The 24,105-nt window shown below is 61.3% G+C and carries 22 protein-coding genes; 8 read left to right on the top strand and 14 right to left on the bottom strand.

Translation table 11 applies throughout. From position 1 onward, the window contains the following. Window positions 1–52: 52 nt before the first annotated feature. Together FS777_RS10360 and FS777_RS10365 are read right to left on the bottom strand one after the other, a co-directional pair. The gene (locus FS777_RS10360) at window positions 53–670 is read right to left on the bottom strand and encodes a hypothetical protein (RefSeq protein WP_058637386.1); all 618 of its coding nucleotides are present in this window, start codon (window positions 668–670) and stop codon (window positions 53–55) included. Between the two features lie 73 nt (window positions 671–743). Continuing rightward, window positions 744–1,211, bottom strand: a complete 468-nt coding sequence (locus FS777_RS10365) for a DUF1289 domain-containing protein (protein WP_100852605.1) — start codon at window positions 1,209–1,211, stop codon at window positions 744–746. Window positions 1,212–1,615: 404 nt separating this feature from the next. Between FS777_RS10365 and acnB the strand changes: the two genes are divergently transcribed. Further along, the gene (acnB, locus tag FS777_RS10370) at window positions 1,616–4,225 is read left to right on the top strand and encodes a bifunctional aconitate hydratase 2/2-methylisocitrate dehydratase (protein ID WP_145255389.1); all 2,610 of its coding nucleotides are present in this window, start codon (window positions 1,616–1,618) and stop codon (window positions 4,223–4,225) included. Window positions 4,226–4,370: 145 nt separating this feature from the next. Here the strand turns inward: acnB and prpF are convergent, their stop codons facing one another. The 5 genes from prpF to FS777_RS10395 form a co-directional block, all read right to left on the bottom strand. Further along, on the bottom strand, window positions 4,371–5,561 hold the full coding sequence (gene prpF / locus FS777_RS10375; RefSeq protein WP_058637388.1) for a 2-methylaconitate cis-trans isomerase PrpF: 1,191 nt from the start codon (window positions 5,559–5,561) through the stop codon (window positions 4,371–4,373). Between the two features lie 76 nt (window positions 5,562–5,637). Continuing rightward, window positions 5,638–8,229, bottom strand: coding sequence for a Fe/S-dependent 2-methylisocitrate dehydratase AcnD (gene acnD / locus FS777_RS10380; protein WP_145255341.1), 2,592 nt, complete (start codon window positions 8,227–8,229; stop codon window positions 5,638–5,640). Between the two features lie 105 nt (window positions 8,230–8,334). After that, window positions 8,335–9,462 carry a 2-methylcitrate synthase gene (gene prpC / locus FS777_RS10385; RefSeq protein WP_078478786.1) on the bottom strand — a complete coding sequence of 376 codons (1,128 nt, stop codon included), beginning with the start codon at window positions 9,460–9,462 and terminating at the stop codon, window positions 8,335–8,337. Between the two features lie 95 nt (window positions 9,463–9,557). Continuing rightward, window positions 9,558–10,448: a methylisocitrate lyase gene (prpB, locus tag FS777_RS10390; protein ID WP_058637390.1), complete on the bottom strand. Its 891-nt coding sequence runs from the start codon at window positions 10,446–10,448 to the stop codon at window positions 9,558–9,560. Beyond that, window positions 10,445–11,161 (bottom strand): GntR family transcriptional regulator, encoded by a 717-nt coding sequence (locus FS777_RS10395; RefSeq protein ID WP_058637391.1) that lies wholly within the window; start codon window positions 11,159–11,161, stop codon window positions 10,445–10,447. Before FS777_RS10395 ends, prpB begins: the two co-directional genes overlap by 4 nt. A gap of 294 nt (window positions 11,162–11,455) precedes the next feature. Here FS777_RS10395 and FS777_RS10400 point away from each other — a divergent pair, with 294 nt between their 5' ends. From FS777_RS10400 to FS777_RS10420, 5 genes are all read left to right on the top strand, one after another. Next, window positions 11,456–11,992: an ATP-dependent zinc protease gene (locus FS777_RS10400; RefSeq protein WP_058603812.1), complete on the top strand. Its 537-nt coding sequence runs from the start codon at window positions 11,456–11,458 to the stop codon at window positions 11,990–11,992. A 5-nt stretch (window positions 11,993–11,997) separates the two neighbouring features. Continuing rightward, the gene (locus tag FS777_RS10405) at window positions 11,998–13,533 is read left to right on the top strand and encodes an inactive transglutaminase family protein (protein WP_027914607.1); all 1,536 of its coding nucleotides are present in this window, start codon (window positions 11,998–12,000) and stop codon (window positions 13,531–13,533) included. Further along, complete coding sequence (locus tag FS777_RS10410; RefSeq protein ID WP_023536214.1) at window positions 13,533–14,513, top strand: alpha-L-glutamate ligase-like protein; 981 nt, start codon at window positions 13,533–13,535, stop codon at window positions 14,511–14,513. Before FS777_RS10405 ends, FS777_RS10410 begins: the two co-directional genes overlap by 1 nt. Window positions 14,514–14,633: 120 nt before the next feature. Next, on the top strand, window positions 14,634–15,977 hold the full coding sequence (pabB, locus tag FS777_RS10415; protein WP_145255344.1) for an aminodeoxychorismate synthase component I: 1,344 nt from the start codon (window positions 14,634–14,636) through the stop codon (window positions 15,975–15,977). Window positions 15,978–16,098: 121 nt separating this feature from the next. Then, complete coding sequence (locus FS777_RS10420) at window positions 16,099–16,833, top strand: phosphoadenylyl-sulfate reductase (protein ID WP_058637394.1); 735 nt, start codon at window positions 16,099–16,101, stop codon at window positions 16,831–16,833. A gap of 53 nt (window positions 16,834–16,886) precedes the next feature. Here the strand turns inward: FS777_RS10420 and cysB are convergent, their stop codons facing one another. The 3 genes from cysB to FS777_RS10435 all read right to left on the bottom strand — a co-directional run bounded on the left by cysB (window position 16,887) and on the right by FS777_RS10435 (window position 19,557). Continuing rightward, window positions 16,887–17,861 carry an HTH-type transcriptional regulator CysB gene (gene cysB, locus FS777_RS10425; protein ID WP_023536044.1) on the bottom strand — a complete coding sequence of 325 codons (975 nt, stop codon included), beginning with the start codon at window positions 17,859–17,861 and terminating at the stop codon, window positions 16,887–16,889. A gap of 154 nt (window positions 17,862–18,015) precedes the next feature. After that, window positions 18,016–18,513: a universal stress protein gene (locus FS777_RS10430; RefSeq protein ID WP_058603808.1), complete on the bottom strand. Its 498-nt coding sequence runs from the start codon at window positions 18,511–18,513 to the stop codon at window positions 18,016–18,018. Between the two features lie 90 nt (window positions 18,514–18,603). After that, the gene (locus FS777_RS10435; protein ID WP_058637395.1) at window positions 18,604–19,557 is read right to left on the bottom strand and encodes a putative 2-dehydropantoate 2-reductase; all 954 of its coding nucleotides are present in this window, start codon (window positions 19,555–19,557) and stop codon (window positions 18,604–18,606) included. A 232-nt stretch (window positions 19,558–19,789) separates the two neighbouring features. Between FS777_RS10435 and FS777_RS10440 the strand changes: the two genes are divergently transcribed. Then, entirely contained in the window at window positions 19,790–20,866 is a 1,077-nt protein-coding gene (locus FS777_RS10440; protein ID WP_058603806.1) for a 3-deoxy-7-phosphoheptulonate synthase, read from the top strand. A gap of 42 nt (window positions 20,867–20,908) precedes the next feature. Here the strand turns inward: FS777_RS10440 and FS777_RS10445 are convergent, their stop codons facing one another. Then, window positions 20,909–21,190 (bottom strand): GNAT family N-acetyltransferase, encoded by a 282-nt coding sequence (locus tag FS777_RS10445; protein WP_023536046.1) that lies wholly within the window; start codon window positions 21,188–21,190, stop codon window positions 20,909–20,911. A 501-nt stretch (window positions 21,191–21,691) separates the two neighbouring features. Here FS777_RS10445 and oprI point away from each other — a divergent pair. Next, window positions 21,692–21,943, top strand: a complete 252-nt coding sequence (oprI, locus tag FS777_RS10450) for an outer membrane lipoprotei OprI (RefSeq protein ID WP_003259780.1) — start codon at window positions 21,692–21,694, stop codon at window positions 21,941–21,943. Window positions 21,944–22,060: 117 nt separating this feature from the next. Here the strand turns inward: oprI and FS777_RS10455 are convergent, their stop codons facing one another. The 3 genes from FS777_RS10455 to FS777_RS10465 all read right to left on the bottom strand — a co-directional run bounded on the left by FS777_RS10455 (window position 22,061) and on the right by FS777_RS10465 (window position 24,104). Further along, the gene (locus tag FS777_RS10455) at window positions 22,061–23,038 is read right to left on the bottom strand and encodes a L,D-transpeptidase family protein (protein ID WP_078478787.1); all 978 of its coding nucleotides are present in this window, start codon (window positions 23,036–23,038) and stop codon (window positions 22,061–22,063) included. Window positions 23,039–23,149: 111 nt separating this feature from the next. Then, window positions 23,150–23,440 carry a hypothetical protein gene (locus FS777_RS10460; protein WP_058603804.1) on the bottom strand — a complete coding sequence of 97 codons (291 nt, stop codon included), beginning with the start codon at window positions 23,438–23,440 and terminating at the stop codon, window positions 23,150–23,152. Between the two features lie 58 nt (window positions 23,441–23,498). Then, on the bottom strand, window positions 23,499–24,104 hold the full coding sequence (locus FS777_RS10465) for an arylesterase (RefSeq protein WP_145255347.1): 606 nt from the start codon (window positions 24,102–24,104) through the stop codon (window positions 23,499–23,501). Between the last annotated feature and the right edge of the window lies 1 nt (window position 24,105).

A 24,105-nucleotide genomic window follows, 5' to 3' on the forward strand; every position in this document is an offset into this window, starting at 1 on the left:
GCCGGTCGAATCGATCAACACGTGTTGACCTAACTCGCCCTGACCGTAGTGGTTATTCCAACGGCCTGGGATGAGGAGGCACAGGGCGACCGACCACCTCCAGACTGAGTGCACCTCGTCGCCCCTGGTGGGTGGCGAGGTAAGAGCGACCAAACTGCTTGTAACGCCTGACTGCTGCCCCGGCAGGGTCAAACAACAGTAGATTGCTTTTACGCTGCCCAACCTTCAGATGCCGGGGATCAAGGCCATCAATGCCCCAGAGCGGCGCGTTCTCCGTTCCTGCCGCCTGGGGACTACCGGACATACCTATAAAGCCGAAGTCTTTAGCCATGACATACTCAAGCCTGGGCCACAGATCAACGGTGGACTCGAAATAGGCCGGCCTGATCTCGTAACTGTACAGATCGCGAACATGGTACACCCCAAACCACAGGACAGGGCACAAGATGCCAACGCCCCTGAAAGGCGGGCTGGGAGACGGTTCCAATGCGCCTTCAGGCTCTGTCCGCATCCAGCCATCATCACCGTCACCACTTTCGAAACCCACCCACAGCGGGGCCAGATGCTGCACGGCCGCGTGCCAAGCACCCTCTGCAATGCGGGCCCCGTCTATCTGCCACCAGCAACGTGCGTGAAAGCACAGATCGGGTTTGAAGGTATAGCTGTCCATCGAGATGCTCCATTAGATCGTCGGAAGCACCACGCTAGAGGCCAGCCAAGCAGCGAAATAGAGGGAAAGGTGACTACTCCAACGCGCTGTTGAGAAACGATGGCGCGATGTAGCGCTGGTAATGCGCCTCTGACAACAGAAAGAACTCACGATCAATTGCATCGCGCAGTTGTGGCAGTTCCCAGTCGCGGAACTCGGGCAGCAATGCCATGCCGTAGGCCTCCAGGTCCCGAATCATGCGCGCGCCCCTGGCGATGAGCTGGTAGGCCCAGCAGTACTCGGACTGCTGCTCGACATACCGTATGGCACGTTGTTCAAGTTGCTGGCGCAACAAGCCTTTGTCGAACACCTCGAGCTTGGCCATCATCACCTGAACCAGCAGTTGCTCCAGGCGTAACCAGACCGCGCGTTTTTGCGCATCGTCATAGCCATTCCAGTGGATGACCTCATGGTGGAAGCGCTTGCACCCTCGGCATACCGTGTCTCCGTAAACCGTGGAACACAGGCCGACGCAGGGCGTTTTGATGGACTTGTTGGACATGAAATACAACGGCTTGAAGGTGGAGTACGCGGCCATGTTAGCCCTTTGTCTAACCAGGGTCACCCGTTAAAGTCATCATCGCCGCCTTACCTTCCAGCGTTTTTTACCGTAGAATCATCCGGCCTTTTCGAAGGCAACAATGTCCGTTGGAAGCTGTTTTCAAAGCGTCACGAGCACAGTTGATCCGGCAGAACGACGTTGGTCCGGGCCTGCATCCCCGCAGGCCCTAGCCAGCCCTCATCAGATGCTCGTTCTGCAGGCGTAAAACTTTGAAAGCAGCTTCCGCAAGGATTCCTTGCGACCCTGGCCAGGCGGCCCAAGAAGCTATGACGGCGCATGGGTGCAAGGAATGCTGGATGAGCGTCCCGGACCCCTTAAAGGGGCCACTGATGAGGGAAATAACTGTGCTTGAAGCCTACCGCAAACACATCGAAGAGCGCGCCGCTCTGGGTATCGTGCCCCAGCCGCTGAACGCCGAACAAACTGCAGGCCTGGTCGAGTTGCTGAAAAACCCGCCGGCCGGCGAAGAAGCCTTCCTCGTAGACCTGCTCACCAACCGCGTACCGCCTGGAGTCGATGAGGCCGCCTATGTCAAGGCAGCCTTCCTTTCGGCCGTCGCCAAGGGCGAAGCCACCTCGCCGCTGATCGATCGCAAGCACGCCACCGAACTGCTGGGCACCATGCAGGGCGGCTACAACATCGAGACGCTGGTCGCGCTGCTGGATGACGCCGAGCTGGGCGCCGTCGCGGCCGAGCAGCTCAAGCACACCCTGCTGATGTTCGATGCCTTCCACGACGTGGCTGAAAAAGCCAAGGCCGGCAATGCTCATGCCAAGGCCGTGCTGGAATCCTGGGCTGCCGGCGAGTGGTTCACCTCGCGCCCGGCCATCGCCGACAAATACACCCTGACCGTGTTCAAGGTGCCTGGCGAAACCAACACCGATGACCTGTCCCCTGCCCCGGATGCCTGGTCGCGCCCTGACATCCCGCTGCACGCCCTGGCCATGCTGAAAATGGCCCGCGACGGTATCGAGCCGCAGCAGCCGGGCTCAGTAGGCCCGCTGGCTCAGATCGAAGCGGTCAGGGCCAAGGGCTTCCCGGTCGCCTACGTGGGTGACGTGGTGGGTACCGGTTCTTCGCGCAAATCCGCCACCAACTCGGTGCTGTGGTTCTTCGGCGACGATATCCCGTACGTGCCCAACAAGCGTGCCGGCGGTTTTTGCTTCGGCACCAAGATCGCCCCGATCTTCTACAACACCATGGAAGACGCCGGCGCCCTGCCGATCGAGTTCGATTGCACCGACCTGGCCATGGGCGACGTGATCGACGTCTACCCGTTCAAAGGTGAAGTACGCCGTCACGAAAGCAATGAGCTGGTCACCACATTCGCGCTCAAGACCGAAGTGCTGCTCGACGAAGTGCGTGCTGGTGGCCGTATCCCACTGATCGTCGGCCGTGGCCTGACCGAAAAAGCCCGTGCCGAGCTTGGCCAGGGCCCATCGGACCTGTTCAAGAAGCCAGAGCAGCCTGCCGACACCGGCAAAGGGTTCACCCTGGCGCAGAAGATGGTCGGCCGCGCGTGTGGCCTGCCGGAAGGCCAAGGCGTACGTCCAGGCGCCTATTGCGAGCCGAAGATGACCACCGTGGGTTCCCAGGACACCACTGGCCCCATGACCCGTGACGAGCTCAAGGACCTGGCCTGCCTGGGCTTCTCCGCTGACCTCGTGATGCAGTCGTTCTGCCACACTGCGGCCTATCCGAAGCCCATCGACGTTACCACCCACCACACCCTGCCAGACTTCATCCGCACCCGTGGCGGCGTGTCGTTGCGCCCAGGGGACGGCATCATCCACAGCTGGCTGAACCGCATGCTGATGCCCGATACCGTGGGTACCGGTGGCGACTCGCACACCCGCTTCCCGATCGGCATTTCCTTCCCTGCAGGCTCCGGCCTGGTAGCCTTCGCGGCCGCCACCGGCGTGATGCCACTGGACATGCCAGAGTCGATCCTGGTGCGCTTCAAAGGCAAGCTGCAACCTGGTATCACCCTGCGTGACCTGGTGCATGCCATCCCTTACTACGCCATCCAGCAGGGCCTGCTGACCGTCGAGAAGAAGGGCAAGAAAAACGCCTTCTCCGGTCGCATCCTTGAAATCGAAGGCCTGGACGAGCTGACCGTCGAGCAGGCCTTCGAGCTCTCGGACGCTTCGGCTGAACGCTCCGCCGCCGGTTGCACCATCAAGCTGCCGGAAAAAGCCATTGCCGAGTACCTCAAGTCCAACATCACCCTGCTGCGCTGGATGATCGGCGAAGGCTACGGCGATGCACGCACCCTGGAGCGTCGCGCCCAGGCCATGGAAGCCTGGCTGGCCAACCCAGAACTGCTGTCGGCCGACGCCGATGCCGAATACGCCGAAATCATCGAAATCGACCTGGCCGACGTCAAGGAGCCTGTGCTCTGCGCCCCGAACGACCCGGACGATGCTCGCCTGCTGTCCTCGGTACAGGGTGAGAAGATCGACGAAGTGTTCATCGGTTCGTGCATGACCAACATTGGTCACTTCCGCGCCGCTGGCAAGCTGCTGGAAAAGGTCAAGGGTGGTATTCCGACCCGTCTGTGGCTGGCTCCGCCGACCAAGATGGATGCTCATCAGCTGACCGAAGAAGGCTACTACGGCATCTACGGCAAAGCCGGTGCGAGGATGGAAATGCCAGGCTGCTCCCTGTGCATGGGTAACCAGGCGCGGGTGCAGACCGGTTCGACCGTGGTGTCGACCTCGACCCGTAACTTCCCGAACCGCCTGGGCGACGCCACCAACGTGTACCTGGCATCGGCCGAGCTGGCTGCGGTGGCTTCGATCATCGGCAAGTTGCCGACCGTCGAAGAGTACATGCAGTACGCCAAGGACATCGACAGCATGTCTGCCGACGTCTACCGCTACCTGAGCTTCGACCAGATCGCCGAGTTCCGCGAAGCGGCCGCTAACGCCAAGATCCGAGTGGTCCAGGCGTAAGCCAGACAGCCATCCACTGGCTCCATGAAAAAAGCCCCGGCAGTGATGCCGGGGCTTTTTTTTCATTCAGAACAGTCAGGCACCGACTAAATCACGCCCAGACGCCTTGTTGAACGTGACGGGCCGGCGATGGCGAGCACGCCTGTCAGAAACTATCGCCAGGAACGCGTACCCAGCCCTCCATCAACACACGCGCGCTGCGACTCATGATCGCCTTGGTCACCGACCACTGCCCATCGATCAGGCACGCCTGCGCACCTACCCGCAAGGTGCCCGATGGATGCCCGAAGCGTACAGCGCTGCGCTCACCGCCGCCTGCAGCAAGGTTCACCAGTGTCCCCGGGATGGCCGCAGCCGTACCGATCGCGACGGCGGCAGTGCCCATCATCGCGTGATGAAGCTTGCCCATGGACAAGGCGCGCACCAGCAAGTCGATATCTTCTGCCCCCACCTGCTTGCCACTTGAGGCGAGATAAGCCTGTGCCGGCGCCACGAATGCCACCTTGGGGGTATGCTGGCGTGCGGCAGCCTGCCCTAGATGTTCGATCAGCCCCATGCGCAGCGCACCATGGGCCCGTATCGCCTCGAACCGCTCAAGGGCAGCCGGATCCCCATTGATGGCATCCTGCAACTCCATGCCGCTGTAACCAAGATCGGCTGCATTGAGAAACACCGTTGGGATACCGGCATTGATCAACGTCGCCTTGAAGGTGCCAACCCCCGGTACTGCAAGCTCGTCGATCAGGTTGCCGGTAGGGAACATCGCCCCACCTTCCCCATCATCGTCGGCTGCCGGATCAAGAAACTCCAGCTGCACTTCGGCGGCAGGGAACGTGACGCCATCAAGCTCAAAGTCGCCGGTCTCCTGCACCTGACCGTCGCTCATCGGCACATGCGCTACGATGGTCTTGCCGATGTTGGCCTGCCAGATACGCACCGTGGCGACACCGGTTTCGGGTACCTGCGTGGGTTCTATCAGGCCACTGCCGATGGCGAACGCACCCACTGCTGCGGAAAGGTTGCCGCAGTTGCCGCTCCAGTCTACGAAAGGCTTGTCGATACTGACCTGGCCGAACAGGTAGTCCACATCATGATCAGGGCGCTTGCTGGCGGATAGGATCACGACCTTGCTGGTGCTGGACGTCGCCCCGCCCATGCCGTCGATCTGCTTGCCATAGGGGTCGGGGCTGCCGATTACCCGCAGCAGCAAGGCATCGCGTGCCGGGCCGGGCGTTTGCGCCTGCGCCGGGAGGTCCTGCAAGCGGAAGAACACGCCTTTGCTGGTGCCGCCACGCATGTAAGTAGCCGGAATCTTGATTTGAGGTGCATGTGCCATGGATTGAAGCCTCTTGGATGGCCCGGTGGTCCGAGCCAGTGCGGGCGACTGGGGGCCGCAAGGCGGCCACGTTGTGTTAAACGGTCGCTTCGAGGAAGTCCTGGGCAAAGCGTTGCAACACCCCGCCCGCTTCGTAGATCGACACCTCTTCGGCTGTATCCAGACGACAGGTCACCGGCACGTCAAAACGCTCTCCTGTGCGACGGGTCACCGCCAGGGTCAAGGTAGCGCGGGGAGTACGGATGCCTATCACGTCATAGGTTTCGCTGCCGTCCAGGCCCAGCACCTTACGGTCGGTACCCGGCATGAATTCGAGGGGCAAGACGCCCATGCCCACCAGGTTCGTGCGGTGGATGCGCTCGAACCCCTCGGCGACGATGGCCTCCACGCCCGCCAGACGCACCCCTTTGGCAGCCCAGTCGCGTGAAGAGCCCTGACCGTAATCGGCACCGGCCACGATGATCAGCGGCTGCTTGCGCTGCATGTAGGTTTCGATCGCTTCCCACATGCGCATGACCCGGCCTTCGGGTTCAAGGCGTGCTAGCGAACCCTGCCTTACGCTGCCATCTTCATTGCGCACCATCTCGTTGAACAGCTTGGGGTTGGCGAAGGTGGCGCGCTGAGCCGTGAGGTGGTCCCCACGGTGGGTGGCATAGGAGTTGAAGTCCTCTTCAGGCAAGCCCATTTTGGCCAGGTACTCCCCCGCCGCGCTGTCGAGCATGATGGCATTGGAGGGCGACAGGTGATCGGTGGTGATGTTGTCCGGCAGCAACGCCAGCGGGCGCATGCCACGCAAGGTGCGTTCTCCCGCCAGGGCGCCTTCCCAGTAGGGCGGGCGACGGATGTAGGTGCTCATGGGGCGCCAGTCGTACAGCGGCGCTACCTTGGGCCCACGGTCTTGCTCGACGGCGAACATGGGGATGTAGACCTTTCGGAACTGTTCGGGCTTGACCGCAGCGCGGACCATCGCATCGATTTCTTCATCGCTGGGCCAGATGTCCTTGAGGCGAATTTCACGGCCATCCGATGCCACGCCCAGCACATCTTTCTCGATATCGAAACGGATCGTACCCGCGATGGCATAGGCCACAACCAAAGGCGGGGACGCCAGAAATGCCTGTTTGGCATACGGGTGAATACGGCCATCGAAGTTTCGGTTACCCGACAACACCGCGGTGGTATACAGGTCCCGATCGATGATTTCCTGCTGGATGGCCGGATCGAGGGCGCCGGACATGCCGTTGCAGGTGGTGCAGGCGAAGGCGACGATGCCGAAGCCCAACGCTTGGAGCTCCGCCTCCAGGCCCGCCTCTTCCAGGTACAGCTGCACTGCCCTGGATCCAGGGGCGAGGGATGACTTGACCCAAGGCTTGCGCGTCAGCCCCAGCCTATTGGCATTGCGCGCCAGCAACCCGGCAGCGATCACGTTGCGCGGGTTGCTGGTGTTGGTGCAACTGGTGATGGCTGCAATGATCACCGCCCCGTCCGGCATCTGACCGGGTACCTGCTCCCAGGCACCTGCGATCCCCTTGGCGGCCAGCTCGCTGGTGGCCACCCGGGCATGGGGGTTTGAGGGGCCCGCCATGGTGCGCACCACGCTGGCCAGATCGAAGTCCAGCGTGCGCTCGTAGACCACCTCGGTAAAGCTGTCAGCCCACAGACCCGCGGTCTTGGCGTAGGTCTCTACCAGTGCGACCTGCTGTTCCTCGCGGCCTGTCAGGCGCAGGTAGTCGATGGTTTGCTGATCGATGGCGAACATGGCCGCGGTGGCGCCATATTCAGGGGCCATGTTGGAGATGGTGGCGCGGTCGCCGAGCGTCAGGGCACGGGCGCCTTCCCCATGGAATTCCAGGTAGGCGCCGACCACCTTCTGCTTGCGCAAAAATTCGGTCAGGGCCAATACCAGGTCGGTTGCCGTCAAGTTGGGCGCCAGTTTACCAGTGAGCTGGACGCCGACGATTTCCGGCAGGCGCATCCAGGAGGCGCGCCCGAGCATGACGTTCTCGGCCTCAAGCCCGCCCACGCCGATGGCGATGACGCCCAAGGCGTCCACATGCGGGGTGTGGCTGTCGGTGCCGACACAGGTGTCCGGGTAGGCCACGCCGTCATCGCTGTGTACCACGGGCGACATCTTCTCCAGGTTGATCTGGTGCATGATGCCGTTGCCAGGCGGGATGACATCGACGTTCTTGAACGCTTTCTTGGTCCAATTGATGAAATGGAAACGGTCTTCGTTGCGGCGATCCTCGATGGCCCTGTTGCGTTCGAACGCCTGGGGGTCATAGCCGCCACACTCGACGGCCAGTGAGTGATCGACGATTAGCTGCACTGGCACCACCGGGTTGACCTGGGCAGGGTCACCGCCCTTGTCGGCGATGGCATCGCGCAAGCCGGCCAGGTCGACCAGCGCGGTCTGACCCAGGATGTCATGGCAGACGACCCGGGCCGGATACCAGGGGAAATCGAGGTCGCGCTTGCGCTCTATCAGCTGGGCCAACGACGCCTGGAGCGTGCCAGGGCTGCAGCGGCGCACCAGGTTCTCGGCCAGCACACGCGAGGTGTAGGGCAAGCCCTGATAGGCGCCGGGCTTGATGGCCTCGACGGCAGCGCGGGCGTCGAAGTAATCCAGGTCAGTGCCTGGCAAGGCTTTGCGGTAGGCAGTATTCATATCGTTATCAGGCTCGGTCACGGATGGCGTTCAAGGGTGCGCGTGCGGGCAGACATGCTGGGCCACCCCGCGAGGCCAACAAAGTCTGCGCGGGGTGGGCGACCATCAGCGCTGCTCGATCGGCACGAACTGACGCTGTTCGACGCCGATGTATTCGGCACTCGGACGGATGATGCGGTTGTTCTCACGCTGCTCGAACACGTGCGCTGCCCAGCCGGTAAGCCGCGAGCAGACGAAGATCGGGGTGAACAGCTTGGTCGGTATGCCCATGAAGTGATACGCCGAGGCATGGTAGAAATCGGCGTTGGGGAATAAGCGCTTTTGCTCCCACATGGTCTTGTCGATGGCTTCGGACACCGGGTACAGCACCGTGTCGCCCACCTCATCGGCAAGGCGCTTGGACCACCCTTTGATCACCTCGTTACGCGGGTCGGACTCTTTGTAGATGGCATGGCCAAAGCCCATGATCTTGTCTTTGCGCTCGAGCATGTGCAGCAACTCGGTCGTCGCTTGTTGCGGGCTCTGGAAGCGCTCGATCAGCTCCATGGCCGCCTCGTTGGCGCCGCCGTGCAGCGGGCCGCGCAGCGAACCGATGGCGGCGGTGACGCAGGAGTACAGGTCGGACAAGGTCGAGGCGCACACGCGGGCGGTGAAGGTGGAGGCGTTGAACTCGTGCTCGGCATAGAGAATGAGCGATACGTTCATCACCTTCACATGCAGCTCACTGGGCTGCTTGCCATGGAGTAACTGCAGGTAGTGGCCGCCCAAGGTGTCCTGGTCACTGACACAGTCGATGCGCACGCCGTGATGGCTGAAGCGGTACCAGTAACACATGATCGCTGGGAAGACGGCCAGGAGCCGGTCGGTCTTGTCGCGCTGGGCATCGAAGGTGAGCTCGGGCTCCAGGGTTCCGAGCACGGAGCAGCCCGTGCGCATCACGTCCATCGGGTGAGCGTCGCGCGGGATGCGCTCCAGTACTTCTTTCAACGCCTGGGGCAGGTCGCGCAGGCCCTTGAGCTTGTGCTTGTAGTCGGCAAGCTCGGCCTGGCAGGGCAGCTCGCCATACAACAACAGGTAAGCCACCTCCTCGAATTCGGCGTGGGCAGCCAGGTCGCGGACGTCATACCCGCGATAGGTCAGCCCTGCGCCGGCCTGACCTACCGTCGACAGGGCCGTCTGACCGGCAACCTGACCGCGTAGGCCTGCGCCGCTGAGTACTTTTGCTTCGGCCATGGTGCTTCTCCTTTCTTGAACTTGTTATGGAATGCAGGCTGGCTAATCCTTATCTACCCCTGAACCAGGGCGCTGCAGCGCGCGCAGTGGGCAGGTCAGCCTTTTTTCTGGGCAAACAATGCATCGAGACTTTGCTCGAAAGCGTGATAGCCAATGGCGTCGTAAAGCTCCATGCGTGTCTGCATGGTATCGATCACGTTCTTCTGCGTGCCATCACGGCGCAGGGCGGCGTAGACGTTCTCGGCAGCCTTGTTCATGGCGCGGAACGCCGACAGTGGATACAGCACCAGCGACACATCGACCGAGCCCAGCTCTTCGGTGGTGTACAAAGGCGTGGCACCGAACTCGGTGATGTTAGCCAGGATGGGGGCCTTGACCCGGTCGGCGAACGTCTTGTACATCGCAAGTTCGGTGATGGCTTCGGGGAAGATCATGTCCGCGCCGGCCTCGACACAGGCGGCCGCCCGATCCAGCGCCGCATTGAGCCCCTCGACCGCCAGCGCATCGGTACGGGCCATGATCACGAAGCTGTCATCAAGGCGGGCATCGACCGCCGCCTTGATGCGATCGACCATCTCCTGCTGGGTGACGATTTCCTTGTTCGGACGGTGGCCACAACGCTTGGCGCCCACCTGATCCTCGATATGAATGGCCGCGGCGCCGAACTTGCTCATGGCGCGCACGGTGCGGGCAACGTTGAAGGCCGAGGCACCGAACCCGGTGTCCACGTCCACCAGCAGTGGCAGGTCGCACACATCAGTGATGCGCCTGACATCGGTCAGCACGTCGTCCAGGCCACTGATGCCCAGGTCAGGTAAACCCAGGGAGCCTGCTGCCACACCGCCGCCGGACAGGTAGATGGCCTTGAAACCGGCACGCTTGGCCAGCAAGGCGTGGTTGGCATTGATGGTGCCGACCACTTGCAGCGGGCGCTCGGCGGCCACTGCGTCGCGAAAACGTTGGCCTGGGGTACTCTGGACGGTCATTGTTCACCTCGTGTGCTGTGGGTGTGGTCGCCTTGGTAATGGCGCTCGATGTTGCGTTTGGACGCAGCGATGTGACGACGCATCAACAGCTCGGCCAACTCGCCGTCACCCTCGGCGATGGCGTCCAGGATGCGGTGGTGCTCGGCGAAGGCCTGACGCGGCCGATTGGGTGTGGCCGAGAACTGGATACGGTACATGCGCACCAGTTGGTACAGCTCTCCACAGAGCATCTTGACCAAGGTCTGGTTGCCGCTGCCCTGGATGATGCGATAGTGAAAATCGTAGTCACCTTCCTGCTGGTAGTAGCCCACGCCCGCCTGGAAGGCAGCATCGCGCTCATGGGTTTCCAGCACCTGGCGCAGCTCGTCGATGTCGGCTCGGCCCATGCGCTGGGCCGCCAGGCGGCAGGCCATGCCTTCGAGCGACTCGCGGATTTCATAGAGCTCGATGAGTTCGGCGTGACTCAGTGAAACCACCCGTGCGCCCACATGGGGCACACGAACCAGCAGGCGCTGGCCCTCGAGGCGGTGAATGGCTTCACGCAGCGGGCCTCGGCTGATGCCATAGGTGCGGGCAAGCTCCGGCTCGGAAATCTTGCTCCCCGGGGCTATGTCCCCCCGTACAATGGCCGCCTGAATCCGCCTGAAGACATGCTCGGACAGGGTTTCCGATTCCTCGTTGCCAGTCGGGTTACCCGTTGAGAGCGCCTGCATATTGTTGACACCTTTTACAAAACTTGGCGTTAAATCTAACGCCAGGTCTCGTAATAGTCAAAGCCCTAGACAACATTGTCAACAATGCACTCAACAAGAAACTACCCTCTGATCCAACTGTCAGATCGCGCACCGCTGGCGTCAATACGTCGGCGTGATAGAATGCCGCGCCTTCGATGGAGTATGGATAGCCCGTCTGCCCCGCCCGCATGGTGCCGGCAGATCAACGAGGAAGCTTGTGCAGCCGTTGCCAGTCGCCTTACCCCGAACTTTGCACAATACCGCGCCAGGACTATGAAACTGACACCCTTTGCTTTGCTGATTAGCCTCCTCCTGTTGCCGGCCCTGAGCCAGGCAGCCGGCAAGACCGTGTACGGTCTGAACGAATATGCTCGCCTGGGCGACCTCGACCTCGAAGTGGCGGCCAAGCTCGACACCGGGGCCAAGACAGCCTCGCTCAGCGCCCGCGACATCAAGCGTTTCAAGCGCAATGGCGAAAGCTGGGTGCGCTTCTACCTGGCCATCGATGCTGCCCATTCCCACCCCATCGAACGCCCGCTGGCGCGCGTGAGCAAGATCAAGCGCAGGGCGGGCGACTACGACGCCGAATCGGGCAAGGCCTACACCGCACGCCCCGTCATCGAGCTGGACATCTGCATGGGCCAGGCCAGGCGCACCATCGAAGTCAACCTCACCGATCGCAGCGCTTTCCAGTTCCCACTGTTGATCGGCTCGGAGGCTTTGAAGCATTTCGACGCCCTGGTCGACCCAAGCCTTAAATATGCGGCCGGCAAACCTGCCTGTGCCACCGACGCTCCCAAAGCAGAGTAATTCCGATGCGCTCTCTTACCCTCCATCTGAAAGTCCTGATCACCGTCCTGGTGTTGCTGGGCGTAGCGGTCACGGCTTATCAGATCTTCGTACTCGGCATCCCGGTGACCGAGGATGAAACGGACGATCTGTGGAACATCGATGCCAAGATCGAATTTGTGGCCAGCACCAAGGACCCGGTAAAGGTCCAGATGTTCGTGCCGCCCCTGAATCGGGATTACGTGAGCCTCAACGAAAGCTTCATTTCCAACAACTATGGTGTGAGCGTCAACCGCGCCGACGGCAACCGCAAGGTCACCTGGTCCGCGCGGCGCGCCAGCGGCAACCAGACCCTTTACTACCGGCTGGTGCTGACCAAGCGCTATAGCACCGAGAAAGCCAAGGTCAAGGGCCCGACCTTCCGCGACAGCCTCGCAGTAGAAGGCCCCGAGAAGATCGCCGCCGAAGCCTTGATGGCACCGATTCGTCAGCATTCGGCCGATGTCGAGACGTTCGTCAGCGAAACCATCAAGCGCGTCAACAACCTCAACGACGACAACGTCAAGCTGCTGCTGGCAGGCGATACCTCACCGATGAAGAAGGCGCAGGTCATTGACCTGCTGCTGTCCATTGCCCACGTGCCGATGGAGAAGGTGCACACGATCCGCCTGGTGGCCGACACCCCGCAAACCCCGGAACTGTGGCTGCGCAGCTTCAACGGCAACGACTGGCTGTATTTCAACCCCGAGACCGGTGAGCAAGGCCTGCCCAACGATCGGCTATTGTGGTGGACCGGGGATGACAACCTGATCACGGTCGATGGCGGCAAGCGGGCCAACGTCACCTTCAGCATGAACAACAGCGAGATGAACGCCATCCGCCTGGCCAAGCTGACAGACGAGAACACCGACGCCGACTTCCTCGAATACTCCCTGTATGGGCTGCCGCTGCAGACCCAGCAGACCTTCATGATCATGGTCATGATTCCCATCGGCGTGCTGGTGATTCTGGTGCTGCGCAACCTGATCGGCATCCAGACCCTGGGTACCTTCACACCGGTCCTGATCGCCCTGGCCTTCCGCGAAACACAGCTGGGCTTCGGGATCGTGCTGTTCACCGTCATCACCGCGCTGGGGCTATCGCTGCGCTCCTACCTCGAGCACCTGAAGCTGCAGATGCTGCCCCGCCTTTCGGTGGTGCTGACATTCGTCGTGGTATTGATTGCCGCCATCAGCCTGTTCAGCCACAAACTGGGCCTTGAGCGCGGCTTGTCGGTCGCGCTGTTCCCGATGGTGATCCTGACCATGACCATCGAACGCCTGTCGATCACCTGGGAAGAACGCGGCGGCGGTCATGCCATGAAAGTGGCCATCGGCACCTTGTTCGCCGCCTCTCTCGCGCACCTGCTGATGATGGTACCGGAGCTGGTCTACTTCGTGTTCACCTTCCCGGCCGTGCTGTTGATTCTGGTGGGCTTCATGCTGGCAATGGGTCGCTATCGCGGCTACCGCCTGACCGAGCTGGTCCGCTTCAAGGCATTCCTGAAGAAGGCGGACGCCTGATGTTCGGCCTGATCAAGACGTGGAAAGCCCTGGAGGCCCGGGGCATCATGGGTATCAATCGGCGCAATGCAGACTATGTACTCAAGTACAACAAGCGCCACCTGTACCCGATCGTCGACGACAAGATCATCACCAAGGAGCGCGCCCTGGCAGCCGGCATCCATGTGCCGGAAATGTACGGCGTCATCGAGACGGAAAAGCAGATCGAGAAGCTTGACGAGATCATCGGCGGGCGCAGCGACTTCGTGATCAAGCCGGCTCAGGGCGCCGGGGGTGATGGCATCATGGTCATCGCCGACCGTTTCGAAGACCGTTACCGGACGGTGTCCGGCAAGATCATCAGCCATGAGGAAATCGAGCACCAGATTTCCAGCATCCTCACCGGGCTGTACTCGCTCGGCGGCCATCGCGACCGCGCCCTGATCGAGTACCGCGTCACCCCGGACCAGATCTTCAAGAGCATCAGTTATGAAGGCGTACCGGACATCCGCATCATCGTCCTGATGGGCTACCCGGTCATGGCCATGCTGCGCCTGCCCACCCGCCAGTCCGGCGGCAAGGCCAACCTACACCAAGGCGCCATCGGTGTGGGCGTGGATTTGGCCACAGGCGTGACGCTGCGTGGCACTTGGCTGAACAACATCATCAGCAAGCATCCCGATACCACCAACGCAGTGGACGGCGTGCAGCTGCCGACCTGGGACGGGTTCATGAAGCTGGCCGCCGGCTGCTATGAGCTGTGCGGCCTGGGCTACATTGGCGTGGACATGGTGCTGGACCAGGAAAAAGGCCCACTGATCCTCGAGCTCAACGCTCGCCCAGGGCTGAATATCCAGATCGCCAACGATTGCGGCCTGACGCAACGCACCCATGCGATCGAGGCGCATCTTGAGGCACTGGCCAAAGAGGGTGTCACCGAAGATGCCGAGCAACGCGTGCGCGTTGCCCAAGGCCTGTTCGGCCACAGGCCCGGTCACTAAGGAGCGGGGTTGGCCACCAGCCCCGGCCAGATGAAGATGGCGAATGTCGCCCTGACGCTAGGCGCAATGCCTGCACCGGACTACAATCGCCGTCCTCGCTTTTAATCGCCGTCCCTACTGATGCCGACCTGCACGTTGTACGCCCTGCCCTACCAGCCTGACCCGGCTACCTACTTTTCCTGCTTGCGTGATGCTCCAGGCGCCATTTTGCTCGACAGCGCTCGCCCCGGCGCTGAACGCGGCCGCTTCGACCTGCTGAGCGCGTGGCCAGTACAGCAGTTGCAGGTGCTGGCGGACGAAACAGGGCGCGTCTTCCTGCAGCGGTTGCGCGCTGCGCTGGCTCGCTTGGGCGCTGCACATCTACCGCCAGAGAGCGAGCTGCCGTTTGCCGGTGGGTTGATCGGTTACCTGAGCTACGATTTTGGTCGTCGGCTGGAACACTTGCCGACCCAGGCGGTGGACGACCTCGGCCTGCCGGATGCCCAACTGGGCGTGTACGCATGGGCGTTGGTTACCGACCACGCCACCCGTACCAGCCAACTGGTGTTTCACCCAAGCCTGGGCCGTGAAGAGCGTGAGCGACTGGTGCGCCTGTTCGAGGGGTGTGAACCTCGGGCCAGCGGGGCTTTCAAGCTGCTCGCCCCAATGGCTGGTGACCTTGCGCCCAAGCAGTACCATGCAGCCTTCGAGCAGGTTCAACGCTACATCCAGGCAGGTGACTGCTACCAGATCAACCTGACCCAACGGTTTCGCGCTGCTTGCCAGGGCGATCCCTGGCGAGCTTATCAAGCCCTTCGCCAGGCATGCCCAACGCCCTTCTCCGGGTTCCAGCAATTGGCAGACGGCAGCGCCTTGTTGAGCTTCTCGCCCGAGCGGTTCATTCGGGTCAGCAAGGGTCATGTGGAAACCCGTCCGATCAAGGGCACCCGTGCGCGGGGTCACGATGCGGCCGAGGATGCGCGCAATGCCGAGCAACTGCAGCAAAGCCCCAAGGACCGGTCGGAAAACCTGATGATCGTGGACTTGTTGCGCAATGACTTGGGCCGCACGTGCGAGATTGGCTCCGTCAAAGTGCCTGAGCTGTTCAGCCTGGAAACCTACCCCAACGTGCACCATCTGGTCAGCAGCGTGACAGGCACGCTGGCGGCTGGCAGGGACGCACTGGATCTGATCGGCGACAGCTTTCCTGGCGGCTCGATCACCGGCGCGCCCAAGATCCGCGCGATGCAGATCATCGATGAGCTTGAACCCACTCGCCGAGCGCTTTACTGCGGATCGCTGCTGTATGTCGATGTACGCGGCGAGATGGACAGTTCCATCGCCATCCGCAGCCTGTTGATCAAGGACGGCCAGGTCAGTTGCTGGGGCGGTGGCGCCGTGGTGGCCGACTCCGAATGGCAGGCCGAGTACGAGGAGTCAATTGCCAAAGTGCGGGTGCTGATGCAGACCTTGCAGGGGCTTTGAAAGCTGGCTTACCCGTGAACCGCTGAACGCAGCTTGGCGTGCCCCGCAACCAGGATGGGTTTTTTGTTACCATTGCCTCACTACGAGCGCCCAGCGCCACAGCCAAGATGGAAACCGCCTGATGAGCCAACCTTTCGACGTCGCTGCCCTGGCAGCGGCTTACGCGGACAAATCCCCACAGGACATTCTCAAGCTTGCCTTCGAGCACTTCGGCGACGATCTGTGGATCTCCTTCAGCGGTGCCGAAGATGTGGTACTGGTGGACATGGCCTGGAAGCTTAACAAACAGGTCAAAGTATTCAGCCTCGACACCGGGCGCTTGCATCCGGAGACCTATCGCTTCATCGATCAGGTGCGCGAGCAGTACAACCTGCCCATCGAAATCCTCAGCCCCGATCGCAGCAAGCTCGACCCGTTCGTCAAAGACAAAGGCCTGTTCAGCTTCTACCGTGACGGCCACGGCGAGTGCTGCGGCATCCGCAAGATCGAGCCCCTGCGCCGCAAGCTTGCGACCGTCAGTGCCTGGGCCACGGGGCAGCGCCGCGACCAGAGCCCCGGCACGCGTAGCCAGGTCGCAGCCCTGGAGATCGACACCGGCTTCTCCACCCCGGAGCGCACGCTCTACAAGTTCAACCCTCTGGCTCAGATGAGCAGCGAAGAAGTCTGGGGCTACATCCGCATGCTCGAGCTGCCCTACAACAGCCTGCATGAGCGCGGTTTCATCAGCATCGGTTGCGAGCCCTGCACGCGCCCTGTGCTACCTAATCAGCACGAGCGCGAAGGCCGCTGGTGGTGGGAAGAGTCGACCCAGAAGGAATGCGGCCTGCACGCCGGCAACCTGATCACCAAGGCCTGAAACGCGGGCGATACCTTTGAAAAGGGCCGCGTGGCGGCCCTTGCGTCCGAGGATCAGTGCACCGGTAACTCGACACCTTCGAACAATGCCTCCAGCTCCTGCTTGTTGTGACACTGGATGGCCTTGGCCATCACTTCACGGGTCAGGTGCGGCGCAAACTTCTCGATGAAGTCGCACATGAACCCGCGCAGGAAAGTGCCACGCCGGAAGCCGATCTTGGTGATGCTGGCTTCGAACAGTTCGCTGGCGTCCAGGGCTACCAGGTCACCGTCCAGCTTGGCGTCAACTGCCATGCCTGCAACGATGCCCACGCCCAAACCGAGGCGGACGTACGTCTTGATCACGTCCGCGTCCGCCGCCGTGAACACCACCTTGGGCGTCAGGCCGCGGTTGCTGAAAGCTTCGTCCAGCTTGGAGCGCCCAGTAAAGCCGAACACATAGGTAACGATGGGATATTCGGCCACCGCTTCGAGGGTCAGCTTGGGAAGCTTGGCCAATGGATGGCCCTGCGGAACCACCACGCAACGGTTCCACTTGTAGCACGGCATCATGATCAGGTCGCCGAACAGCTCGAGCGCTTCTGTGGCGATGGCGAAATCCACCGTACCGTCTGCGGCCATCTCGGCGATCTGCATCGGGGAGCCCTGATGCATGTGCAAGGACACTTCCGGGTACTGCTTGATGAAGCCACTGATCACCGGAGGCAAAGCGTAGCGAGCCTGGGTGTGGGTGGTGGCGATGGAGAGCGTGCCCTTTTTCTCGTTGGAAAACTCCTGGGCGATCTGCTTGATGCTCTCGACCTTGCGCAGGATTTCGCCAGCGGTGTTGATGATGCGCTCCCCTGCTGGGGTCACACGCGTCAGGTGCTTGCCGCTACGCGCAAATACCTCGACGCCCAACTCGTCTTCGAGCAGTCGGATCTGCTTGCTGATCCCCGGCTGCGAGGTATACAGGCTTTGTGCTGTCGCAGAGACGTTGAGGTCATGGTGCGCTACTTCCCAGATGTAGCGCAGTTGTTGAAGCTTCATAAGGTTCCCTCAGTTCAGCGTGGGTCAGCGGCAGCGGGCAGCGGGCAGCGGGCAGCGGGCAGCGGGCAGCGACGATATATAACTATATTAGTGGTAATCGTAATAAATCTAGAACTATTTTGTTACACCGCCCGGAATATTCCCACAGCGTGATTCAGCCTTTCCTACGACCTAGATGCTGTGCCAAGGGGACCATATAGACCGGTACAGGCGAGAGCTGGAGCAATCTGACCGCCGTCCTACCCAAGGGCACGTCCACGCCCGCCCCGGCGCTGTGACTGCCGAAGACAAGCAGGTCGACGCTCAGGCGCTGGGCCTGATCCAGGATGACTTGCGCAGGGTCGCCCTGGCGCACGCGCACCGCCTTGAGCACCGCCAGATCGGCTTGCTCCCCCAGCTCCTCACGAAAATTTTCCAGTACACGCTGCTCGATGTTGGCCATTACCGTACCCACACCCTGGCTGTGCAGCTGGTCCAGGGTGTGTTCGTCCAGGTAACTTTGCAGGAGGGATTCGGCAAACTGGCCCATCGGTTCGACCGCATGAATGACGTACAACTCGGCACCGAATGTGCGCGCCAACGCAAGCGCATGCTGCATCACGAATGGCGCATAGACGCCGAGGTCTGTGGCGTACAGCAGAGAGCGGATCATTCGACCTCCTCGACTGCCATGGCGGCAGGGCAAACTTGAGCTTAGCAGCGCATCGGCGCCTCGCTTGCCCAGCCCGGCGCATGACTGCGCCTAGAGCATGGCCCCTTCACTGTTTTTACCGAGGAACCTCAGCGACTGGTACAACATCTCCATGCGGGGCAAATGGCAACCCGCGGACTGGGCGCGGGCCAGAGGCGCTGCATAGATGGCCTCTGTCTCTAGAGGTCGATGATGAACGTGGTCGTGGTACATGCTGGGCCAGTAATCAGGCATGCGCTCGGTCATGCTCAGCAGTTGCTGAGCATAGCCTGCGGGCATGGCATGACCACAAGCGACAGCGCCCACCATCACCTCCTCCATCAAGGCTTGCACCAGCGTGCGGGCATGGCTGTCGCCCAGCAGCTGGGCAGTGCTGGCGCCGAGCAACACTGACAGGCCGTTAAAAGGCACGTTCCACACCAACTTTTGCCACCGGGCGCCAGCCAGATCAGGCATGCCCACAGAACTCACCCCCGCAGCCTGGAACAATGAAACCCCCTGCTCCACCAGGCGGCGCCCGCCATCGTCACCAGGACCACTGTGATAACCCACGTTCACGGTACCCAACGCCTGATGGCGAATCACTCCGGGTGTCTGGCGGTCGGCGCAGACGAAGCACAACCCGCCAAGCAGGTGCATATCAGCCCGCAGTAACGGGCGCAGTTGCGCTTCGACATCCAGTCCGTTCTGCAGTAGCACCACTTTCGCATCCGGTGCACCGGCCTGCACGATCAATGGCGCCAGTTGCGGGTTGCCGGTGGCTTTGGCGCCTATCAATAGCCAATCGCAGGGTGGCATTTGCGCGGCGTCGGCGTAGCAATTTACTTTGGCGTGCAGCCGACCATGGACAGCGCTCTGGACGGTCAGCCCGTGATGACTGACCGCTTCATACTCGCTTCTGAGCAAAAAGTGCACATCGAAGCCGGCCTTTGCCAGCAGCAGCCCGTAAAAGCCGCCTATGGCACCGCTGCCGATGATGCCAATCCGGGGGTTGCGCGCGTGCATGCGGTTCTCCTTCTCATGTCAGCCTGCTTATTACACCGGTTGGGCACCTTCGCGCAGATCGATGCTCGCCGTCGACCCCTGCTACCGGGAAAAACCCCGCCTGCACGGGGCAATGCCCATTGTGGCGCAAACGCTAACGCGCTAAGGTTCGGCTCCCCGCTGCGATTATTCTTGCTGCTGGGCCGCACGGGGATAGCTGGCGGCCGGCACCCGTGACCTGACGAGTAACACGATGGCTGATTTACCGATCGATGACTTGAACGTTGCATCCAACGAGACGCTGATCACCCCCGACCAGCTCAAGAAGGAAATCCCCCTTAGCGCCCAGGCCCTGCAGACCGTGACTGCTGGCCGAGACGTGGTGCGCAATATTCTCGATGGCAAGGATCACCGCCTGTTCGTCGTGGTCGGCCCCTGCTCCATCCACGACATCAAGGCCGCGCATGAATACGCAGCGCGCCTGAAGGCCCTGGCCGAAGAAGTGTCCGACACGCTGTACCTGGTCATGCGGGTATATTTTGAAAAACCGCGTACCACCGTGGGCTGGAAGGGCCTGATCAACGACCCATATCTGGACGACTCCTTCAAGATCCAGGATGGTTTGCATATCGGTCGCAAGCTGCTGCTGGACCTCGCCGAAATGGGCTTGCCCACGGCCACTGAGGCACTGGATCCGATTTCCCCGCAATACCTGCAGGATCTGATCAGCTGGTCAGCCATCGGTGCCCGTACCACCGAGTCGCAGACCCACCGCGAAATGGCCTCTGGCCTGTCGTCGGCCGTCGGCTTCAAGAACGGTACCGACGGCGGCTTGACCGTCGCTATCAACGCCCTGCAGTCGGTGTCCAAGCCGCACCGGTTCCTGGGGATCAACCAGGAAGGTGGCGTCTCCATCGTGACCACCAAGGGTAACCCCTACGGGCATGTCGTGCTTCGCGGCGGTAATGGCAAACCCAACTACGACTCGGTCAGCGTCGCCCTGTGCGAACAAGACCTGGCCAAGGCCAAGATCAAGGCCAACATCATGGTCGATTGCAGCCATGCCAACTCCAACAAGGACCCGGCCTTGCAACCGCTGGTGATGGAAAACGTGGCGAACCAGATTCTGGAGGGCAACCAATCGATTATCGGGTTGATGGTCGAGAGCCACCTGAACTGGGGCTGCCAATCCATTCCCAAGGACTTGTCCCAGCTGCAGTATGGCGTTTCGGTGACGGACGCCTGCATCGACTGGTCGGCGACCGAGAAGACGCTGCGCAGCATGCGCGCGAAGTTGAAGGACGTCCTCCCTCAGCGCAATCGCGCCTGAGACCTTTGGGGGCCGTTCAGGCCCTAATGTTCAAAGCAGCGATCACACCTTGCTGGCGTGACGCTGCTGACGCTCCATGTAACGCTCCACGTACGAGCAGGACGGTATCACCGTGTAGCCCATCTGCTCGGCATATTGCAGCGCGCGCTCGGTAAGGGCAGCTGCGATCCCACGCCCGCGCAAGGCGTTGGGTACGAAGGTGCGGTAGATGTCCAGCGTCTGCTTACCCAAGTCCATGTAGGTCAGATAGGCACGATGACCGTCCACATTGGTCTCGAACTGATGACCCGCCTGGTCATGGTGGATGGTCAGCGCTTCGCTCATCACTACTCCTCGCGGGCCTTTTTGGCAGACCCATAGCCTAACCGATGGTCAATACCCGGCACACTTGGCACATGCATCGTCTATTGCGCGTTGGACCGCTGGACGTCTGCGTTCGTTCGGGTTTTCTGTAGACCCACATACTAGGCGCTTACCGAAGGATTACTCAAGTAAAGCGCTCGGATGAAAGCCAGCCATTAACGGCTTACGCTGTTAAGTGTGACATTGACAGTGCCGGCAAATCATGTAGGACTAAGACGCGCAAAGACAGTAGAAGTCACCCTTAGTTCAACATGAAAGTTGCCGTTAGTGCAGAGTTACCCTGCTGGCTCGGGGCGATGAGCCGCGCCCCTCGGCTGGCGCAGAAACTGCGCACTGTTTTTTTTTTGCAGTTCTTGCGTTCAGTCAGTTTACTTACTACAAGTAATGGGTACTATGTACGCCGGCCAGTTTCTCTTTTCTGAGAGATGGCTCATTAATAGAAAGTCCTTGAAGGGGAACACGATGAACAACGTTCTGAAATTCTCTGCTCTGGCTCTGGCCGCAGTTCTGGCTACCGGTTGCAGCAGCGTCTCCAAAGAAACCGAAGCTCGCCTGACTGCAACTGAAGACGCAGCAGCCCGCGCACAAGCTCGTGCCGATGAAGCCTACCGCAAGGCTGACGACGCACTGGCAGCCGCTCAGAAAGCTCAGCAGACCGCTGACGAAGCCAATGAGCGCGCACTGCGCATGCTGGACAAAGCCAGCCGCAAATAATAGTCCCTTGGGGCTGTTATGAAGCCGACCCCTTTGGGGTCGGCTTTTTTTTGCGATTTTTTGACACCGAGGCGCGATTGCGCACTACGTTGCCGTCAACGCAGTTCGCAGAGAGGGTTACTGTATCTCCTCGGGAAGCGTCGAGACCATGGGCGTAGCGCTCTGATTGTCGACGGGCACGGCAATCTCCACCGGCATGCCATCTTCGGCAGCCACGACGTCGCGGACCATGTCCCAGTTCATGCGCAGGTTATTGGCCAGGTCTTCACGCTTGAGCAACGCGTTGATGACCGCCGTATGCTTGTCGACCACCGACGGATTGCCCTGATCATCCAGCGGCGTGTGGGCTTCGAGGTATACCTTGCCCCCGCTCAACCCGAACTTGTACGGTTCGTTGATGATGCGAACAGGAGTGCCCACCGGCACCATGCCCGACAGTTCCAGTACGTTGTTGTTGAGCATGCGGAAGCAGCCATGGCTGGTACGCATGCCGATCCCGAATTTCTTGTTTGAGCCATGGATCAAGTAACCCGGTACACCCAGGGTGAACTTGAAGGGCCCAAGCGGGTTGTCCGGGCCTGCTGGAACCACGGCAGGCAAGATGTCGCCATCGGCTGCATGCTCGGCCCGGATCGACGCCGGCGGCGTCCAGGTAGGGTTTGGCGTCTTGGCGATGATCTTGGTATTGGCAATCGGCGAGCCCCAGCCTTCGCGACCGATCCCCAACGGGAAGGTGTGCACCACATTCTCGCCTTTGGGGTAGTAATACAAGCGGTACTCGGCAAGGTTGATGACGATACCTTCACGAGGACCCGGTGGCAGGATGTAGCGCGTGGGCAAGATGATTTCGGTGCCTGCGCCAGGCAGCCAGGGATCGACACCCGGGTTGGCGGCGATCATCTCCAGATAGCCCAGGTCATTGGCCGTACCGATATCGGCGAATGTATCTTCGTACTTGGCCTTGATCACATGCACCTGACCGACGATGTCGTCCCCAGGTGGCGGCAGTGGCAACTCCAGTGCGACAGCGGGCCCCGCTACCAGCAAGGCGGCCAGGGACAGGCTACGAGTGACGGCGGGAAAGCGCGGCGACATCCGGTAAATCCTTTGGGAGGTGGGACGAAAGGCATGATTGTACACCCCCACCCCAGACAGCGGGAGGCATCCTGAGCCGGACGCGGTTACAGATGATGAAAGGTGCGCGCCTCAGACCGCCTGCAATTGTGGCCAGACCGGTCGCATGCCTCGCCGCTGCGCATCGAGAATGGCGCGGCACAGCTCGCACAGCCGGGTATCGCGATAGATGGTGCGTGGCACGCCGGACCAGCGAGGGTGCGCAGGCAACAGCCCCCCGCACAATGTTCTGTCCACCGGCACGCCGAGTTCGAGCTGCCGCGCGACCAGGTGAACGCGACTTTCCTGGCAGGCGAACAGGTCAAGCTGTTCGTCGGGCTCGATCAATTGGTAGGCGAAAAGGGACCAGGCAGGGCGCGGCATCGGGGGTACTCGGAACGGGGGGCGCAACATTAGCCCAAACCCGCCCCCGTTTAAAGCGTCAGAGCAAGGGTTTGAGCGCCGGCCAGGCGTTTTCCAGCAGCCGCTGCTGGGCGCCCTGGGCAGGATGGATGCCGTCTGCCTGCATCAACTCAGGAACGCCGCCAACCCCTTCCAGGAAAAACGGCACCAGTGCTACCTGCTTGTCCTTGGCCAACTCCTTGTACACCTCGGCGAAAGCAGTGGTATAGCGGACGCCATAGTTGGGAGGCAACTGCATGCCCAGCAGCAAGACCTTGGCACCTGCCTGGCGCGACTGATCGATCATCGCGGCAAGGTTCTGTCGCAGTTGCGCTGGCGGCTGGCCGCGCAACCCATCGTTGCCCCCCAACTCCAGCACCACCACCTCGGGCGTGTGCGCCGCCAGCAACGCTGGCAGCCGCGCTTGCCCGCCGGCACTGGTGTCGCCACTGATCGAGGCGTTGACCACCTTGTCGTCGAAACCTTCCTGACGCAGGCGGGTCTGCAACAAGGATGCCCAACCTTCGCGGGTATCCAGGCCAAAACCTGCGCTGATACTATCACCGACAATCAGCACCGTTCCCGCAGTCGCGCTCTGGGCCAGGCAATACAGGGCCAGACCGGCACTCATCAACCACATTCGCATC

The organism is Pseudomonas sp. DE0157 (assembly GCF_007678615.1).
Taxonomy (GTDB): Bacteria; Pseudomonadota; Gammaproteobacteria; order Pseudomonadales; family Pseudomonadaceae; genus Aquipseudomonas; species Aquipseudomonas parafulva_B.